This window comes from Acetivibrio straminisolvens JCM 21531 (assembly GCF_000521465.1).
Lineage (GTDB): Bacteria > Bacillota > Clostridia > Acetivibrionales > Acetivibrionaceae > Hungateiclostridium > Hungateiclostridium straminisolvens.
Map to the genome: position 1 here is coordinate 1 of NZ_BAVR01000073.1, position 17,956 is coordinate 17,956.

Genomic DNA, 17,956 nt, shown 5'->3' on the forward strand with positions numbered 1-17,956 from the left:
CCCCCAAATTACAAAATATTATAATTATTATATCACTAAATATATTAATAAAAAGTAAATAATTTATGAATTATTTTTATAATCCACTTAATTTTTTGGAATAACCACACTTCCACTCTCTTCCATGCCCCAAAGCTCATGAGCTTTAACCATACCTTTGGACAATGTGTAGAGGGTGTCACCGATATACAGAATCCTCTCAACATACTTTTCCGTATTGTAGTAATAGCCCGGTTTTTGATACTCTTCATCAGACAGGTGAGTAATTTTACCTTTCAGCTTAAAGCCGTTTTCAATATCAATATTGTAAACGTATGCACCTTGGAAAGCAAACTCTCCATATGCAAGATCATACTTTTCAACAGCGTCATTTACTTCCATAACCGTCACAGGGAAGGCAAGAAGGTTTTTACTCTTTGAAAACAGCAGAGCCTTGTGGTTTCTTAGAACATCCGATTCTGTACCTCTGTCTCCGATAATTTCAGAGAACTTTTGTATCGGATTTGTCACATCGGTAACATCAAACAACGCTATTTTCATACCTTTGTAATATGCATTGCCTTTAATTTCTACCGTATCCTTACCAAAGCCTATTATATGATTTTCATCGTATGGATGTAAATAATCACTATAACCCGGTATCTTTAAAGCTCCAAGAATTTTTGGATTTGACGGATCCTCCAAGTCTATGACAAACAGAGGGTCCACTGTCTTGAAGGTTACTATATAACCCCGTTTTCCCATAAACCTTACCGAATAAATCATTTCTCCCGGTGCAATATCCTCAATTTTTCCGGTAATATTCATGGTGTCATCCAAAATATAGACATTGTTTTTTGAAATATTATCTCCTGTTCCCCAAACATTACCAACCGTCGTAGCTATGCGGAAGAAACCGTTATGTTCATCCATTGAAAACTGATTCAATATTCTGCCGGGAACCTCTCCTTTGTTCAAATAGGTGACCTTTGTTCCATTAAGTGAAAACTTATACACTGTTGTAGTTTCACTATTCACAGGCAAAACGGCAATTTTCGGTTCTGCCAGAATTTCGCTTGAAACTGCAGTATCCGGTTCAACTGTCACCATATCAACAGGAAGAGGACGAACTAAATTGTAATTATAGTTTGTAACGGATACATAGAGATTTTCGCTCGATGCATATATGTTCTCCCCTGCACCAAGATATGTCTGCACATTTACTTCATCATTGCTTTTTATATCAAAGGCAGCTATACTCATTAAGTTCGATTCTGTAGAATTCGGAAAGTATCTTATGTCCGTACACTTCAAATCGATATATTTATCCGAAACGGCAGTATCCCTATAGTCCGGAGTTATCCTGTCGGGCTCAGTTTCCAAGTAATAAATATCGGGATACATGTTTGAGATAAGATAAAGAACAGAATCTATTTTTCGGGAAGAAACATAGTTCCCTTCAACTTCTACTTCTCTGAGTTTTTTAATATTTGACCTGTCGCTAATATCAAAAACTATCGCTTTAACGGTGTTTTTTTGCAAATAGCTCGGATATATGTCATAAGCCATACGCTTATTTGACATAGTGTCCACCGACGCTTTTTCATAATAGGTTCCTATAGCAACCAAATAATCACCGTCCACATATAATTCCTGCGGATAAAAACTGTCATCATCAAAATTCAGCATACTCTCTATTTTCATTCCGGAGGCTGAATAAGCGTTTCCGGCAACAGTATCGTATGCCTTGATGACAACCACCCGGTTATTGTTTATCTGGTATATATATTTGCCATCGGTCTTAACGACATCTGCTTCATCCACTCCCTGAACCTGTACATTAGTAGTGGAATATTCCATGGAGGCCCCTGCATCGGCAAAAGAATTTTCTTCAGCTTTGGATTTTTCATCAGCAGGAGCAGGCGCAAAAACAGCATCAGCCGTAACCGCTATATCATCAGTGAAATAATTGCCTCCTCTTCCATAACTTAGCCTGCTGTTTCCAAGAATCTTTTTAAGGTCTTCAATCGAGCCTACTCTCGGAAGATTGTTTACCCTTGAGATAACCTCATCAATCAGGCCCTTGTCCTTGGATGCGTCAAATACATTTTCCCTGTCGCTTATAATAATGAGTCCCCTGTCATAAAAAACTTTTTTGCCCAGTGCTTCCACAAGGCTTCTTAACGGCAGATAAGTCCTTCCTTCATTTATTTCGGGAGCCACATCCAGAACTTCTTCTTTGTCTCCCACCTTCATGGTCTTATTTCCTATGACAAGCTCTACTACTTTGTTGTTCAGCTTTACAGTAACTTTAGAATTTTGCTGGTCCCAATCAACTTCAGCTCCGGTACTCTCCGATACAAACCTCACAGGCACCAAGGTTCTGTCATTTTTTATATAAGGTTTCACATTGGCATTTGTTGAATCAACCTGTGTTTCAACATTGTTTACAATTGCCTGAGAGCTTCCTATGTATAATGCAATGGCCTCCTTCAATCTATCCTCTATGCCCTTGCCCTCCATGCTATTATTCTCTATATTCTGCTGGCCTTTTGCACTGCCTTTGGCAAAAGACATACTTAGAGGTATAATCGTCAAAGCAAGCACAACTACGATGCACAATGCATTTATAACTTTTTTCATAATAAATACTCCTTTCAATTTTATTTTGTATATTTAGTAAAAACGAATTTCGCTAAAAAAAGTTCCAGTATCCCTTTATTCTTTTTCATCACAGCCCATAAATATCCTTTTATCCTGTCACTTCAGCATATTTTAAATGCTTTGGATTTGCTTTAACTTAATCCAATGTATCTTTCTGTATTTCCCAAAACCTGCTTTTAATGTGAGACTCAATTGGCGCAATATTATAACGTTGAGGCATATAATTATATTTCTATTTCCATCCCATCATAAGAAAACACTATATTCAAATGCCCGTACTGTTTTTCCAGCAGGAACATTCATCATACGACATACCGTCTGACTCTTCCAAATGGGTGAATATTGCAAGCAAGTTCATTATCAAGTAAAATTTGTGTAATTAAGATATCATCAACTCTTATAAGTGGTTCACTATTCAAAGAGCAATATCCTGCTTGTTCAAACAAATCAAGTATGGGTGTATTTTGGTTGAAGCTGATATCGATGCCGCTTTTGGGATAGTTTACAATTATAGGTCCGTATTCTTCTGTTTTATCTTCCCTTAACTCTTCAATAATTCTACCCCCCATTGTGCGGTCAGGATGAAAGTGTGTGTAAAAAATCTTTGCAACTTAAACACATACGTGATTCATGCCTTATTGTAACATAAGATACCTCAAAATGGAAGGCAAAACAGTTTTATTAATCAAATATTTAATAAGGAAACTTTCATTGAGTGTAAGTGTTTATCTGAAGCTATAGATGATAAGATATATCTAGAAGCTAAAGGAGGCATACAATATGAACAGCATTCTTGAAATCGAAAATTTATGTAAATATTACGGAAAGCCGGAAAATCAGACAAAAGCATTAGATGGTGTTACATTTCAAGTTATGCCGGGAGAATTCCTTGGCATTATGGGAAGCAGCGGTTCGGGCAAGTCAACTCTCTTAAATTGCATTGCAACTGTAATCCAGCCTACCGGCGGAAAGATTATTATGGGAAGAAGGGAAATTCAATCACTGAAAGGTAGCGATTTGGCAGAATACAGAGGAAAACATATCGGTTATCTGTTTCAGAATTTTGAGCTTTTGGATAATTTGACGGGCCGGGAAAACATTCTCCTTCCCCTGTCTCTTCATAATATCCCTAAAAGCGAAAGCGATAAGAGGATTACGGAGCTTGCTTCATATTTGGAAATTACAGATGTATTGGACAAGTTTCCCTCTCAAATGGCCGGCGGTCAGAAGCAGAGAGTTGCTGCTGCCAGGGCAATGATTCTAAATCCAAGTATTATTTTGGCAGATGAACCGACAGGAGCATTGGACTCTAAAAATGCAAAATTACTGATGGAAAAACTTCTGGGCCTAAATCAAGAGTATAATGCCACTATATTAATGGTAACTCATGATTCCAATGCAGCAAGCTACTGCAAGCGAATTTTGTTCATTCAGGATGGAGTGATTTTTCATGAGCTTCGTAGAAATATTCCAGAAGAATCGCAGCAGGCATTTTATGAGCGCATCTTAAAAGTTATGGCACAATTGGGAGGTGGGACTGCAAATGTTCTTTGAGTTGGTTTCCCGTAACAGTAAAAGAAGCAGAAAAGAAAACGGATTGTTTTTTGCATCCCTTCTGATATCCATAGTTGCGTTTTATAATATTTTGTCTTTGTCAAAGCAAGACGTTATGATTTTTCTTACAAAGCTGGAAAGTGCTGCTGTAAACAAACTCCTTACCATGATACCGTTGTTTTACGGAATGACATTATTTATTCTGTTCTTTCTGGTCTATTTCGCCAGCAAATTTCAATTGGAACGGCGCAAGCACGAATTCGGTATTTATCTGATGATGGGAATGCGCCGCTCGAAATTGATTTTTATGTTACTGGCAGAAGATTTTCGTAGCAGTATAATGGCGCTTTTCACGGGATTGCCGATTGCAATTTTATTATCGGAGTTTATCAGTTTGGTAACGGCGCGCCTCGTAGGGCTCGGCATTGTAGGTCATCAAATTTCAATTTCCTTTCAGGCTATCTTGTGGACGGCAATTGGGTTTTACCTCATTAAGTTGATAGCTTTTATTATTCTGAGCGGTAAAATAGCACGTCAGGAGATAGGTTCGTTACTTGTGGAGACACCGGAAGGTGCAAAAAAGGACTTGCCCTCCATTGTTTATGCCTTGGCATTGTCGGTTGGTGTTATTTTCTTGGCGGCTGCATACGGTATGGCAATCAGTGGCCTGGCTTGGCATGAAGTTGACAAAATGGGGCTTACTCTAATCCTCGGATTTACCGGCACATTGTTACTGTTTTTTGGCTTTCGTGTAATTATGGGCTTTTTGGCAAAACGCAGCGGTAATGACCAAAAGCTTCTGGCCTTTACCTTCCGGCAGCTTCAGGAAAATGTCATTCACCGTTCCACTACATTGGCTATCAGCTCCCTTTTGATTTTGGCGGCGTTATGCTGTTTTGGTGCAGGTGTGGCCATTGCACAGTTTTATAGTGAGTCAGAAGAGCATGTTTTAGATTATACCTTTGATAGTACTTCACAGGATATGGCTGTTGTCAAGGAAACTTTAGCATCTCAAAAGCTAGATTTATTATTTTCTGAGCTGTTTGAGATGAGAGTAGTATATTCGATCGGCAGAGGATTATAGCAATGCGTTTCAGATGAATTCTGTAATGGAATATTTATCCCGTATGCCGGAGAGCGACGACAGAAATGTTCTCTTGAATAATTTTAGTTATGAGACGTATCCCCATTTGATTTCTCTCTCAGGCTATAACCGGCTTCTATCTATTGCAAAAAAGCCCACTATTGAACTTATGGAGGGCGAGGCAGCCGTTTACATGGATACCGGGTTTGTTTCGCCGGCCAAATTAGAAATGCTAAATCAAATTTTAGCTCAAAATCCCGAAGTTCAAATCGCCGGGGAGAATTATCACCTCGTCGGTACTGTTCAAAGTACAGACCTTGTAACAGACAGTTCCATTACATTATCCTTCGCTTTGATTGTGCCGGATACGGATTTTGAACGTTTTACCGTAAATGATTATGATATTTACTTAAATGCTGTCTTAAATCCGGAGCAAGTAGCCGGCAAAAGTCTTTTAAGAGCTATATTAGAAGCAAATGAGAAGCTCGATGCTGCAGGTCTAATCTACGAAAGCTATTTGCAGAATATGGGTCGTCAGCTGTTTTATATCGTTGCTGCAAGCTATATAACAATCTATTTGGCTATTATTTTTCTAATAATTGCCAATACTATCATCGGAGTTCAATTCCTTACGTGGCAGCAAAAAACCGGCAGGCGGTACAAGACTTTGATTCGTCTGGGTGCCTCGTATGAAACACTATGCTACTCAGCCGGAAAACAGATTAGGTGGTATTTCGGCATCCCCACAGCTGTTGCGGCAATTAGCAGCATTTTCGGCATTCGGGCTCTGTTTAGCGGCTTGTTATCCTCAAGAACTAAAAATAATATTCCTGCAATGATAATGATTTCCGCCGCTATGGTGTTGCTGCTTTGTGTGGTAGAATGTATCTATATGGTTGCGGTCAAAAAATCCGGCAATCGTTATATTCTGTCACTCATGGTACCGGAACGGGAAGAATGAAAAAATTTTGAGGAGGGGAGAGAAAGCATGAAGTATATTGTAATTGTTGAAGACGAAGCATTTATGCGGGAAGAATTAAAAGATATGCTAAGTAAAGCCGGATATAAAGTTGATGCAGTTGAGTCCTTTGAAAACGTAACAGAGCAACTACTTTCACTTTCTCCCGATCTCATTTTGCTGGATTTAAACCTTCCCAGTGTCAGCGGTTTTCAGATTTGTAGAGAGATAAAGCAAAAAAGTGTAATTCCTGTGCTTGTTTTGACTTCCCGGGATCAGCTAAGGGATGAACTTCATGCCTTGGATTTAGGTGCAGATGAATACTTGACAAAGCCGTGCAGAAAAGAACGCTTGCTTGCTAGAGTGGCGAATGTCTTAAAACGGTATGAAGGCCGCACCAATCTTTTGGAGGGCGCTGATTTCCTCTTGGATCGTCAGACATATACGCTGTATATTCATAATCAATCTGTTATTCTTCCTAAAAATCAGGGAAAATTATTGGAGGTTTTTCTAATGCAAGGACAGGATATTGTTACAAAGGATGACTTGTGCCTGGCTATTTGGGGAACAACCGAATTTATCGATGAAAATGCTCTTCAGGTTAATTTGACCCGATTGAAAAAGACAATGTCAAGTTTAAAAATGCGCCAAAAAATAGTGTCGGTACGCGGAGTCGGGTATAAGCTTACCATGGAGGAAAATTCTTATGAATGAAAATTGGAAGATTTTTAAGCAGTATGCTCCCTGGCTGGCATTGTTGTTATGTGTAGACGGACTTTCCTCAATCCTCCTATGGCTTGCGGATATACAGTCGTTTTACGCATTAATGGGCTTTATTATCCTTGCAACATTGCTTCTGTTTTCTGTGGTATTTGTAGTGGTCTGTAATCATGAGCATAAAAAGAGGCAGGCTTTTGAAAGCTTTTTGAGTAGTCCGGACGATATCAACGAAAAATCACTCCTAAAATTATGCAGTGATGCAGAAAAGGAAATGATTCTCTTGTTGGGACGGGTACTACGTGAAAAAATGATTCCATCGAACAGTTATTGACCCGTGTATTGGATTATGAGGAGTATGTAGAGGCCTGGGCTCACGAGACCAAGACCCCTCTTTCTCTGCTTACAATGCTATTGGACAACCGAAGGGACGAACTACCTGAAAATTTTGCGTTCAAACTAGATTATATACGAAACCGAATGCAAGAGTTTATCAGTCAAATGCTGTTTTATTCCAGATTAAAAGGAACTCAAAAGGACTATCTGTTTGAATTTATAAATCTTCATACGTGCATCGGTGAAGTATTGGATGATTATCTGCCACTGTTGGAGGAAAAACGCTTTCAGATTAAAATGCAGGTTCCCGACATATTCGTATATTCTGACAGAAGAGGACTTGCTTTTTTGATTAGCCAGGTCATCAGCAATTCTATCAAGTACAGCTCTGACACCTGTCCCCAGTTATGCATAAAAGCCGTTAGGACCGACTTTAATTTCGTTTTGTCCGTCAGTGACAATGGAATTGGAGTGCGTAGCTGTGACTTGCCGTATATCTTTGAGAAAGGCTTTACCGGCGATTCGGGGGATGGGAGAAAAAAAGCCACCGGTATGGGGCTGTATCTTGCAAAAGAAATTGCAAAAGATCTCAATATACTTTTGAATGTTGAATCCGAATGGGGAAAAGGTTTTACAATGAAAATTCTTTTCCCCATTGTAGACGATTCGCGCACTTGAATGATTTTCAAGTCCTGTTAATTGTCATTTACTTCTCTTCAAGCCTAAATGTCACTTGCCAGTTCCCCTTGGTATACATCCCGCTCGTAACAAAAGTTCCGTAAAGCGAATATTTACTTATCTCCGATTTGGGAATATCAAATACAAACTCGTCGTAATGAACCCGGTTGTCACTATCAATATTTTCGCTAAAACTAACATTATAAATACACTGGACATTCTTTCCGCTCTTGTCCTTAAGGAAAAAGTATCCGTGGTTATCCTTTGTCAAATTATTTACAACAGATGTTTGAATATGAAGCATACCGTCCACATATCCAATGCCTGTAAAGTCGATTCCTTCAACCGGAAAATCCATTGGGGATGATGGTGCAAGAACTTTAGTTTTACTTCCATAACCATGGAAAACATATTCTTCGTATTTTGGACCGCCTCCTCCACCGGGAGAAACTTCCTTTGTATATGATGCATCGTCAATATTAGTCAAATCTACCTGTATGGGTATCTCATTGTATATTCTCTTGTCACTTAAAAATTCCCTGACAGAAAAAGTTATTTTATCCCCAACTATTTTTTTGTTGCCCCACTCTGTTATGGATATAAGAAAAGTTGCCGTTTTTTGTTGCCTCGTCATAGCCCACAAGCTCGCAGGTCGCCGAGCTGTCAAACGGGCGGTTGATGGAATAGCTGTCGTAAAGGTCTATTGTCTCATCTATGCGTTCCCCTGCAAGGTCCTGCATTGTAATATAGATTTCAGCTACGTTATCATGAATATATGCCGATACAACTTCCATTCTAATACCGTTATCCTCGCAGGATTCTTGTACAGGCACAAAAAATTGGGCTATAGCCGGAGAAACATTGTACATGATTTGATAAATAAGAGTCACATTTGAAGCAAGTATAGGTGTCACAGTCAAAGCAATTACCAAAAGCATTGCCAAAACAGCAGCAGGTTTTAGGAGCAATTTTTTTGCTTTGATTGTTTCGCTTTTATTCCCGCCTGCGAAGCGAAGGATTTTGTCTACAAGCTCTTGATCGGGATGAATTCGCTCATTCATGTTTCGATACATTTCTTTAAACATCATAATCCTCCTTACTCATAATTTCTTTAAGCTTATATCTTGCACTGGTGAGCTGCGCTCTGGTGGTAGACGGTTTTTGCTTTAATACTCTGCTTATCTCTTCTATGCTCATATCCTCATAATAGAAGAGGTGTATTACTGCCCTATATTTCATAGGCAGTTTTTGAAGTTCATAGTGGAGATTGACTTCTTCCTTGGTTTCAAAAGCAATGGATTCATCCATTGAGCTTTTTTTCTTATCCAAGCCGACACCCACACTTTTTTGCAGCAGTTTACTGTAACGCGAATAAACCAAGCTTTTCTGTGCTCCTCAGTCTCAAACTGCGGCCTTTTCCTGATATATCGAAGAAAGACTTCCTGATAAATATCATCCGCATCGCTTTTATTTGTTGTTTGTGAAAAAGCCAATCTATAAACCATATTGGAGTATGACCTTATAACATTTTCCACATCATCACCCGTACACAAAGACTTTTGCTCCACAATTTAAATCCCCCTTTCACCATAAATACCTTTTGGCGGGATAAAAAGCTGCACTAAAATTAAAAATATACTATCATTTCCTTTGAGATTTTAATAGCTCCAATATTTATAACCATATTTTCACAATTATTGTCCGGTATAAAAAGTACTATGCTTTTAAACAGGACTTTACAAAAGTGAAAATAAAAGCTCGGGACATCGAGTCCCTTCGCTTTTGCCTCTTTCATTTCATTCCAAGAGGCTAAATAAAAACCCCTGACAGCTGATTACCAACCGTCAAGGGCTTTTATCTTACGTTATGTATTATTTCCCGAAATATCTCTCTAAAAGTCCTTTAAATGCCTGACCATGTCTTGCTTCGTCCTTGCACATTTCGTGTACTGTATCGTGAATGGCATCATAATTCAACTGTTTTGCCTTTGTAGCAAGCTCCTTTTTGCCGCTGCAAGCACCGTATTCAGCCTCTACCCTAAGTTGCAGGTTCTTCTTTGTGTCAGCATGCACAACCTCACCAAGTAGCTCCGCAAATTTAGCAGCATGTTCTGCCTCTTCAAACGCAATCCTTTTATAGGCTTCAGCAATCTCCGGATAGCCCTCGCGGTCTGCCTGACGGCTCATAGCAAGATACATACCCACCTCGGTACATTCACCCATAAAATTCGCTCTTAACCCTTCCAAAATTTCAGGGTCGACACCTGAAGCAACACCGATTTTGTGCTCATCGGCCCATTGCAAGCCATCTTCCTTCTTCTCAATAAACTTCTCCTTTGCCGCCTTACATTGCGGACACTGCTCAGGTGCTTCATTTCCCTCATGTACATAGCCACAAATTGAACAAACAAATTTCTTCATGAATTACTACCTCCATAAAATCAAACAATAATTTTAATATTAAATACCAAAGTACTTTGGTAGCACTATTAACACTTTATAATATATACCCTCGTAATTGGACACTAAACAAAAATTAATTCATTATATAATTAATAGATTATATATTAGTCAAGTTGTTGTATTCCATTAATTAATGTGTTATTATAAAAGACAAAATTAAAATATCGCATAGGGGTGCTGGTGTATGCCGGCTGAGAGAAGGGAGTTTCCCTCAACCCTTAACCTGATCTGGGTAATGCCAGCGTAGGGAATGAGTAGATTTCTATTGAACCGCCTATGTTGGGCGGTTTTTGCCGTTTTTACCGCTGTGCGGATATTAAAGTGTGGGAAAGGAGGGTATAAATATGGCAACTGTTAATGTATCACTGCAGGTTATTCCATGTGTACCCGAAAATCAGATTTATCCTGTTGTAGACAAAGTTATTGATTTGATTGCCAAAAGCGGCGTCAAATATGAAGTAGGTCCAATGGAGACTACCATGGAAGGCGAACTCGACACCCTTTTAGAAATTGTCAAAAGAGCTCAGGATATATGTATTTCAGAAGGTGCAAGCAGAGTTTTGTCTGTGGTTAAAATCGATTACAAAAAGGAAGGCGTGACAATGGATGAAAAAATTTCAAAATATAGGTAATCCCTTTTATTCATCCATTGCTGTTGCCGTTTTTATGGTTGTATGGGAAATATTTACAAGAACTAAGAATATAAAAGAATACATACTTCCGGCCCCCTCAGCGTCTTGAATGAATTTATAAAGTCCGGAGACTTACTGCTTCATCATTCAATGGTGACCATAGCAGAAACCGTATTGGGCTTTATACTGGGGCTGGTGCTTGCAATCTTGCTCTCTTTGCTCATGAGCAGTTTCAAACTGTTTCGCAGCATATTTTACCCTTTTATGTTTTTGTCCCAAACCATACCCATAATTGTTGTTGCACCTTTGATTACGGTTTGGTTTGGATTCGGCATTGTGGCAAAGCTGATTGTCTGCGTTCTTGTGGTATTTTTCCCTATAGCTCTAAACCTTACGGAAGGTTTGAGTTCTTATGACAAAGACCTTGAAGATTTGCTGATATGCATGAATGCCAGTAAGCTTCAGATATTTATGAAATTAAAACTCCCGTCGGCGCTGGTTCACTTTTTTTCCGGCTTAAAAATTGCAGCGGCTTACGCCGTTATGGGTGCAATTATGTCGGAATGGACAGGAGCCAAAAGCGGGCTTGGCATTTTCCTTACAAGGTCAATGAACTCTTTCAAAACTGCCGCAATGTTTGCAGACATTGCAATTATTTCAGCCTTCAGTATTTTATTATATGCATTGATAAAACTTATTGAAAAAAGATTTATAAAATGGAATGTGAAAGGATGAGTGCTTTGAAAAGAAGAAATATTTTAACTGCAATATGTTTGATGATTATATTTGCATTCGCTGCAACAGGATGCAGCATCGGGAGTACCCCCTCGCCATCTCCTGACGAAACTTCTTCCGGAGATGAAACCCAAAAAATCAATTTTGTCCTTGACTGGGTTCCCAACACAAACCACACAGGAATCTATGTCGCTAAGGTAAAAGGATATTTTGCCCAAGAGGGTCTGGATGTTGATATAATCCAGCCTGGGGAGTCATCTGCCGACCAGTTGGTAGCCTCCAACACTGCACAGTTTGGAATCAGCTATCAGGAAAGCGTTACCTTTGCCCGTTCTTCCGGAGCACCTTTGGTATCTTTGGCAGCGGTTATACAACACAATACTTCCGGCTTTGGCTCGCTTAAAGACAAGCAAATCGTTTCCCCAAAGGATTTTGAAGGCAAAAGATACGGCGGATGGGGTTCGGAGGTTGAAGAAGCCATGGTAAGGCAGGTTGTTAAGGATGCAGGAGGAGACCCGGACAAGGTTCAAATTCTCACCATTGGCACAGCAGACTTCCTTCAGGCAAGCGAAACCGGTCAAATTGATTTTGCATGGATTTTTGAAGGCTGGGATTTCATTAATGTCACAAACAATGGAGTTGAACTAAACTATATTCCTTTAAGGGAACTCTCCGATATCTTTGACTATTATACTCCTGTAATTGTTACAAATGAGGATAATATCAAGAGCAATCCGGGCTGGTGCAAAAATTTATGAGAGCTGTAGAAAAGGCTATAAATTTGCCATAGAAAATCCTGACGAGGCTGCCGAATGCCTGCTTCAATTGGCACCGGAGCTTGACCGGGAGCTTGTGATAAAAAGCCAGCAGTTTTTGGCCTCAAAGTTCCAGGATGATGCCCCCTATTGGGGAATGCAGAAAAAGGAAGTCTGGGAAAGATACATGAACTGGCTTTATGAGAACAAATTTATAGATGCTCCGATAGATGTGGAAAAAGCCTTTACAAATGACTTTTTGCAAAACAGCAAATAATAAATTTACGTGTATTTAAGGTGGAAAATGAGTATTAAAATAAAGATAGAAAATTTAAGCAAGACTTTCAAAGTGAGCAAAAAAACTCTAGAAGTTTTAGACAATATAAATATTGAGGTTCATGAAAACCAGTTTGTATCCCTGATAGGTCCGAGCGGCTGCGGCAAGAGCACAGTCCTGAGGATTTTGGCTGGCCTTGAAAAGGACTTTTCGGGAAACATAACGGTAAACGGAGAAAGCATAAAAGCTTCCTCCTTCCAATTTGGCTACATGCCTCAAAAGGATCTTCTCATGCCTTGGCGCACGGTATACGAAAACATCATCCTACCCCTTGAAATAAGCGGCAAAAAGGACAGGTCCAAAAAAATTGAAGTCGAAAACCTCATAAAGGAGTTTGGCCTTCAAGGCTTCGAAAACTTTTATCCAAGTGAAATATCCGGCGGAATGAAGCAAAGAGCAGGTATTCTTCGCACTTTTTTAATGAACAGCGATACAATGCTTCTTGATGAGCCTTTGGGGCACTTGACGCAATAACCCGGATAAAAATGCAGGAATGGTTGTTGAAAGTCCTGATTGAGCACAAAAAGACCGTCCTTTTTATAACCCATGACATTGAAGAGGCAATTTTTCTATCGGATAGGGTATATGTACTATCCGATAGACCTGCCCATGTCATAAAAACCCTGGATATAGCATTTCCCCGTCCAAGAAACAGGGAAATGCTTTCATCCAGGGAATTCCTCGAATACAAAGATATTCTTTTAAAAGGCCTCCTCTAATCCGAAACAATTTTATGGAATCCTATAGGTACTTTGTAATGTTCCGCTGCCGTAATTCAGATTTAACGGATAGTCGAATTTTCCTTTTCCCGGTATTGTCACTGTTACCCTGTATGTTCCATAAATCCTCTGAAACCAAAGCTGCCGGAGCCATCTGTTTTTCCATTGGCCTTGGTCTTCCATTCATCCATCAATGAGACAAACCTTCTGCCGGCTTCATTCAAGGTCCAGTCATCGTTTACTATTGCGGCTTCTCTTCCTCTCCAGTGTACTCTTTCCCAGAAGCCCCACATTATGATTCCCTCGACGGAAGGATGGCTGAAAGCCGTACGATAGAGATTTTCCAGGTTATCCGCCCTTTTATATTCATCCGCTGTAAACGAATCGTACTCGGTAATCCATATCGGTAAATTCAGTGTAGACAGTTTGTCAAGTATTCCCTGAAGGAGATTACGGTCCACCGTCTCGCCAAAGTGTCCGTGTACTCCTACGCCGTCTATGCGGACTCCCTGAGACCTAAGCCAGTTTACCTGGGCTATGCAATCATCTGCTTCCTTCAAGGTTGTTATATTGTTGTTTACAAAGTACTTTGCATCCGGGTCAATTTCTCTTGCTTTGTTGAACATATAAGGCCAGATGGAGTCACCCAATCGACTCTTGAAGAAATTGCCGTGAATCATTTCATTGTTTACATCCCAGTGAGCAAATTTACCTTTAAAATGACTTACAGCACTGTTTAGGCGGTTGTCTACAGCCAAACGCAGAGCAAACGGATCAAGTCCCCTTACCCACAGTGGCTGCCACTCTTCAGCCTCCCAGAAAATACTGTGTCCTCTCACCTTTATTCCGTTGCTTTTGCAGAATTCATACAAATAATCCGCATCGGCATAGTTTACCATTCCCATATTAGGTTCATTCGAATACCACTTGGACTCATTTTCAAACACAGCCCAGTTAAAATAATCTTTTATAAATTTTGAATAATTCGGCTCATACATCGCTTTTCTCGTAATCGCTACACCAAATGCAAAGGCATGTTTGGTCTGGGTTACCTCCACATAAGCTCCATCTATCGGCCTATTGTTTGAATCCACAATCTTTATTTGTACATTTCTCTTTCGAATTTCATTTATCTTTTCGTTCGATTTGTCAATCCACGGTATACCGGTTAAAGGTACCGTCGGTGTAGGTGAAATCCTTGGTGTCGGACTTTCCTTGTCTTTTGCCGCGGTTTTTGTTGGAGCAGGGGATTCCGACAGACGCGGCGAAGATTGCCCGGGTGACAATTTTGCCGGTATATCAGTTGCCTTTCCTGTTGTACCATCTTTAGTAACGGTGGGTGTACTGCCGGCAGAACCAGTCACAGTACCGCCTTCTACCCTGCCGGGTGTTGATGTAGCCGATACTGTCTCAGTCGCTTCCGGCACAGCACTTGCTGTAGGATCCGGACTTATTGTATCCTTCTTTTCATTATCTTCCACTACAATATCTTCATCATCAATGCCTACCTTGGCAATGAGCTCCAGCAAATCCGCATCTTTAATCTGCTCAACAGTTAAATCCACATCCTGTTCCTTCGCTTTTAAATATACGGCATACCTACCCATGGAAACATCTTCCTCTTTGGATAATTCCCTTTCCTCGGAGGTTAGCTTTAAAACCTTGGCTTTAACACCGCTGTTTTTCAGGTCAAGAACTGCCTTGTTCACATCATTCAAAAGCTCGCCCATTTTATCTTCAATGTCCTCATTTTTCGGGCCTGTTTCAACTTTAGAATCACAGGCGGCAGATATAAGGACTATATTCTCTTTCTCCTCCGAAATAAATCCATGTTCCTTACTCTTTTGCACAACCTCCCTAAGAGCTTCCACTACCGTTTTCCCTCTTAGTTCAAGCTCCTTTAGCAGTGTCTCAGCATCCCGGTTCAATGCATCGGCTTCAACTATTTTATTATCATAGTTTACAGAAAGCTCAATGCTCGGATTTATATCAATACCGACATACGCATATATATCCTTCCTTGAAGTATTGCCGTTAAAAAACATTAGCGCCAAAGACAATACCATCACAAAGCATGCAGCAACAGCTCCAACCGGCAAATATCTGCGCAACAAACGATTCGGCTCAATTATATCCGATTCATTTACATGTACTTTCAGTCCAACCGCCATTTCAGGCTTCTTTACCACATTTAAAAACGCAAAGTCGTCAGTCATTATAATAGCTGTTTTATCGTACAGCTCAATTACTTTTCCTATAATCACCGCAAATCCACCTCCTTCTCCTTGCTGCTCGCAGCATACTCCCTGAAGATTTCGAGGTTGCTTCTTAATATCAAACTTACTGCAATTATATATTTTTTGTTCCTTTCTATAGTCCGCCTGCTAACTTTTGCCAGTTTCAATAGCTCCAATGTAGGAAGCTTTTTGGTTTTTCTAAGCTTTTCATACAGCCCGTCATTTCCTGCTACTTTTCTGGCAATATTTATTAACAGCTCTCTCGAATCTCTGTGTTTGGGAGTACAAGACAGTAAATCCTTAAAAGATATGTTGAAAGAAGCCAATTCTGACTTAAAAAGTCTAATTTCGTCTGTGAATTCCAGTCTTTCAATTGCGCTTGAGCTATCAACATCCGGAAGAGTTCTTTCAAGCTTGATGTTTTCGTTCTCAAAGTAAGAAAAGGGATAAACCATTTTGTTTTTATGATTCTTCCTTTTATAGTCAATAAGTCTTCTATTAATAACCTGTTCTGAAAATACCAGGAAGTTCGGATGTTTGTCCTCATCATAAGCATTGATAGCTTCATTGAAGGCCAATAAAGCAACGCTGTACTCTTCACTGTTTTCCGGCTCAACATGTTTATCAGTTGCCTTATATACCAATTTTAGTATAAAAGGCTTAAACCTTAGGATAAATTCATCTCTTGCAGAATTATCCCCGGCTTTTATTTTATTCAGAAACTCTATAATAATCTTTTTCGTGCGTTCTCTGTCGTCATTGATACTCTGAGAATGCCAATCCACCGGTTAACTTCACCCCTTATTCCTATATGAATTCGTAGACTGGAATAGCTTTATGTCGCATCATCAGCATTCATAGGATATTAATTCATTTGCCGCTTGATTTCTCCTACCGTCTTGCGCTTTTTGTACAGTGAATTGGATGTATTATACCAAATGCTTTCTGCAACTGTAAAAATAATTACCATAATGCCGGATTCATCATTAATGCAATTCCTACAGCGAAGCTCACAATATTGGCTGTCAAGGCAAATAGTACCCGTCTTACTTTGGAATGCTGCTGTAAAAATTTCGCAAACAAACAGGCTTCGATTATCAATATAATTAATTCAAATGGCCAATACACCAAAAACGCCGCCATTATCCCTTCCCTATACATCATTGTAAATATTACAAGGGTCAGTAAAATTTGAGTAAATACATTAATTGCGACAAATGGCTTGCAGTTACGTTTTAAGCTAAAGCGAAAAAGCAATAATACAATCCCTTCAATAATCAATGTTCCTGAGCACGTAAAAATAAATTGAAGAAAGTAGGAAGAGATTGCAGAACGTTCCGCTGCTTTCCCTGTCATAAAATCGAAGTTTACGGTGCTATCAAACGCTTTCCTTTTTACCACGTTGGAAACGACAGTCCTACCATCAGCGGTTACAACTATAATTTTAAATTCGTCAGGTATCCCTATATATGTAAAATCCATGGTGCATTTTCCATCTTTGACATCACATATAATATCACCAAACATAGGTATTTCCGTACCCGTAACCATCGCAGGCCGCCAACCGTCAACATTGTATTTTTTCAATACTTCCAGCATCTTCGGCTCATATTTCGTCTCGTCTGAAATGTTTGGACGTCCATGTTTCAGCGTATAATTTACAAGCAAATCAAGATAGCAAACTCCATCGGGCATATTTTCAGCAATAATATGCAAAGAAGGCTTTGGCCCCAAATCTGCCGAAGCCGTTAAAGGTAAAAATATCACAAACAATGCAATTATCAATAACTGCACATGTAAATACCTTGATATAGTATTTCTGCTCACAAATTCCCCCCCTCTATAACATTCTACCATATAAAAGCAAAACTGCATATCACTTATTAAATCATTACATTCGCCTTTTCTTTTTCTGTCTGGTTTTCTGATATGATTATATTGGAATCAATAGCCCCAATATAATCTCAAAGAAAATATAAAGTGTGTGAAAGAATTATGAATGATATTATTAAAAAGGCCTTTGAATATTAAGCAAATTTCATAGAAGCAAATTTTACAGATGAAGTTGATAAGCGAATCTGGGATAAGATATGTAATTTTACTTATTTG

The 17,956-nt window shown here is 39.4% G+C and carries 16 protein-coding genes, 3 pseudogenes and 1 riboswitch; of the genes and pseudogenes, 9 read left to right on the forward strand and 10 right to left on the reverse strand.

What is annotated here, in order from left to right:
* Window positions 1-87 precede the first annotated feature (87 nt).
* Complete coding sequence (locus JCM21531_RS14840; RefSeq protein ID WP_038291057.1) at window positions 88-2,622, reverse strand: beta-propeller domain-containing protein; 2,535 nt, start codon at window positions 2,620-2,622, stop codon at window positions 88-90.
* 323 nt (window positions 2,623-2,945) lie between these two features.
* Window positions 2,946-3,212 carry a hypothetical protein gene (locus tag JCM21531_RS14845; protein WP_038291059.1) on the reverse strand — a complete coding sequence of 89 codons (267 nt, stop codon included), beginning with the start codon at window positions 3,210-3,212 and terminating at the stop codon, window positions 2,946-2,948.
* Between the two features lie 211 nt (window positions 3,213-3,423).
* Here JCM21531_RS14845 and JCM21531_RS14850 point away from each other — a divergent pair, with 211 nt between their 5' ends.
* The 5 genes and pseudogenes from JCM21531_RS14850 to JCM21531_RS14865 all read left to right on the forward strand — a co-directional run bounded on the left by JCM21531_RS14850 (window position 3,424) and on the right by JCM21531_RS14865 (window position 7,970).
* Window positions 3,424-4,197, forward strand: coding sequence for an ABC transporter ATP-binding protein (locus JCM21531_RS14850; RefSeq protein ID WP_038291060.1), 774 nt, complete (start codon window positions 3,424-3,426; stop codon window positions 4,195-4,197).
* A pseudogene (locus tag JCM21531_RS25190) lies at window positions 4,187-6,242 on the forward strand (FtsX-like permease family protein). Before JCM21531_RS14850 ends, JCM21531_RS25190 begins: the two are co-directional and overlap by 11 nt.
* 27 nt (window positions 6,243-6,269) lie before the next feature.
* The gene (locus tag JCM21531_RS14860) at window positions 6,270-6,953 is read left to right on the forward strand and encodes a response regulator transcription factor (protein WP_038291062.1); all 684 of its coding nucleotides are present in this window, start codon (window positions 6,270-6,272) and stop codon (window positions 6,951-6,953) included.
* Complete coding sequence (locus JCM21531_RS22700) at window positions 6,946-7,290, forward strand: hypothetical protein (RefSeq protein WP_243467775.1); 345 nt, start codon at window positions 6,946-6,948, stop codon at window positions 7,288-7,290. Before JCM21531_RS14860 ends, JCM21531_RS22700 begins: the two co-directional genes overlap by 8 nt.
* The gene (locus JCM21531_RS14865; protein WP_243467776.1) at window positions 7,287-7,970 is read left to right on the forward strand and encodes a sensor histidine kinase; all 684 of its coding nucleotides are present in this window, start codon (window positions 7,287-7,289) and stop codon (window positions 7,968-7,970) included. Before JCM21531_RS22700 ends, JCM21531_RS14865 begins: the two co-directional genes overlap by 4 nt.
* A gap of 28 nt (window positions 7,971-7,998) precedes the next feature.
* On the opposite strand, the gene JCM21531_RS22705 is transcribed toward JCM21531_RS14865, so the two are convergent.
* The 5 genes from JCM21531_RS22705 to JCM21531_RS14880 all read right to left on the reverse strand — a co-directional run bounded on the left by JCM21531_RS22705 (window position 7,999) and on the right by JCM21531_RS14880 (window position 10,390).
* Window positions 7,999-8,604: a hypothetical protein gene (locus JCM21531_RS22705; RefSeq protein ID WP_243467777.1), complete on the reverse strand. Its 606-nt coding sequence runs from the start codon at window positions 8,602-8,604 to the stop codon at window positions 7,999-8,001.
* On the reverse strand, window positions 8,528-9,058 hold the full coding sequence (locus JCM21531_RS22710; RefSeq protein ID WP_243467778.1) for a DUF4179 domain-containing protein: 531 nt from the start codon (window positions 9,056-9,058) through the stop codon (window positions 8,528-8,530). The genes JCM21531_RS22705 and JCM21531_RS22710 overlap by 77 nt, the downstream gene beginning before the upstream one ends.
* Window positions 9,048-9,209 (reverse strand): sigma factor-like helix-turn-helix DNA-binding protein, encoded by a 162-nt coding sequence (locus JCM21531_RS22715; protein WP_243467779.1) that lies wholly within the window; start codon window positions 9,207-9,209, stop codon window positions 9,048-9,050. Before JCM21531_RS22715 ends, JCM21531_RS22710 begins: the two co-directional genes overlap by 11 nt.
* Complete coding sequence (locus JCM21531_RS17965) at window positions 9,206-9,538, reverse strand: RNA polymerase sigma factor (RefSeq protein WP_243467780.1); 333 nt, start codon at window positions 9,536-9,538, stop codon at window positions 9,206-9,208. The genes JCM21531_RS22715 and JCM21531_RS17965 overlap by 4 nt, the downstream gene beginning before the upstream one ends.
* A 303-nt stretch (window positions 9,539-9,841) precedes the next feature.
* Entirely contained in the window at window positions 9,842-10,390 is a 549-nt protein-coding gene (locus JCM21531_RS14880; protein WP_038291063.1) for an NADH peroxidase, read from the reverse strand.
* A gap of 202 nt (window positions 10,391-10,592) precedes the next feature.
* A riboswitch (TPP riboswitch) is annotated at window positions 10,593-10,699 on the forward strand.
* Between the two features lie 77 nt (window positions 10,700-10,776).
* Here JCM21531_RS14880 and JCM21531_RS14885 point away from each other — a divergent pair.
* The 4 genes and pseudogenes from JCM21531_RS14885 (at window position 10,777) to JCM21531_RS14900 (ending at window position 13,610) form a co-directional block, all read left to right on the forward strand.
* Complete coding sequence (locus tag JCM21531_RS14885) at window positions 10,777-11,064, forward strand: thiamine-binding protein (RefSeq protein ID WP_038291065.1); 288 nt, start codon at window positions 10,777-10,779, stop codon at window positions 11,062-11,064.
* Window positions 11,065-11,169: 105 nt separating this feature from the next.
* On the forward strand, window positions 11,170-11,799 hold the full coding sequence (locus tag JCM21531_RS14890; protein WP_243467781.1) for an ABC transporter permease: 630 nt from the start codon (window positions 11,170-11,172) through the stop codon (window positions 11,797-11,799).
* A gap of 5 nt (window positions 11,800-11,804) precedes the next feature.
* Window positions 11,805-12,831, forward strand: a pseudogene (locus JCM21531_RS14895) (ABC transporter substrate-binding protein).
* Window positions 12,832-12,858: 27 nt separating this feature from the next.
* Window positions 12,859-13,610: pseudogene (locus JCM21531_RS14900) on the forward strand (ABC transporter ATP-binding protein).
* Between the two features lie 104 nt (window positions 13,611-13,714).
* Here JCM21531_RS14900 and JCM21531_RS14905 read toward each other — a convergent pair.
* From JCM21531_RS14905 to JCM21531_RS14915, 3 genes are all read right to left on the reverse strand, one after another.
* Entirely contained in the window at window positions 13,715-15,874 is a 2,160-nt protein-coding gene (locus JCM21531_RS14905; protein ID WP_243467784.1) for an endo-1,4-beta-xylanase, read from the reverse strand.
* The gene (gene sigI, locus JCM21531_RS14910; RefSeq protein WP_038291067.1) at window positions 15,871-16,632 is read right to left on the reverse strand and encodes an RNA polymerase sigma-I factor; all 762 of its coding nucleotides are present in this window, start codon (window positions 16,630-16,632) and stop codon (window positions 15,871-15,873) included. The genes JCM21531_RS14905 and sigI overlap by 4 nt, the downstream gene beginning before the upstream one ends.
* Window positions 16,633-16,810: 178 nt before the next feature.
* The gene (locus JCM21531_RS14915; protein ID WP_038291069.1) at window positions 16,811-17,674 is read right to left on the reverse strand and encodes a hypothetical protein; all 864 of its coding nucleotides are present in this window, start codon (window positions 17,672-17,674) and stop codon (window positions 16,811-16,813) included.
* Window positions 17,675-17,956: the final 282 nt, after the last annotated feature.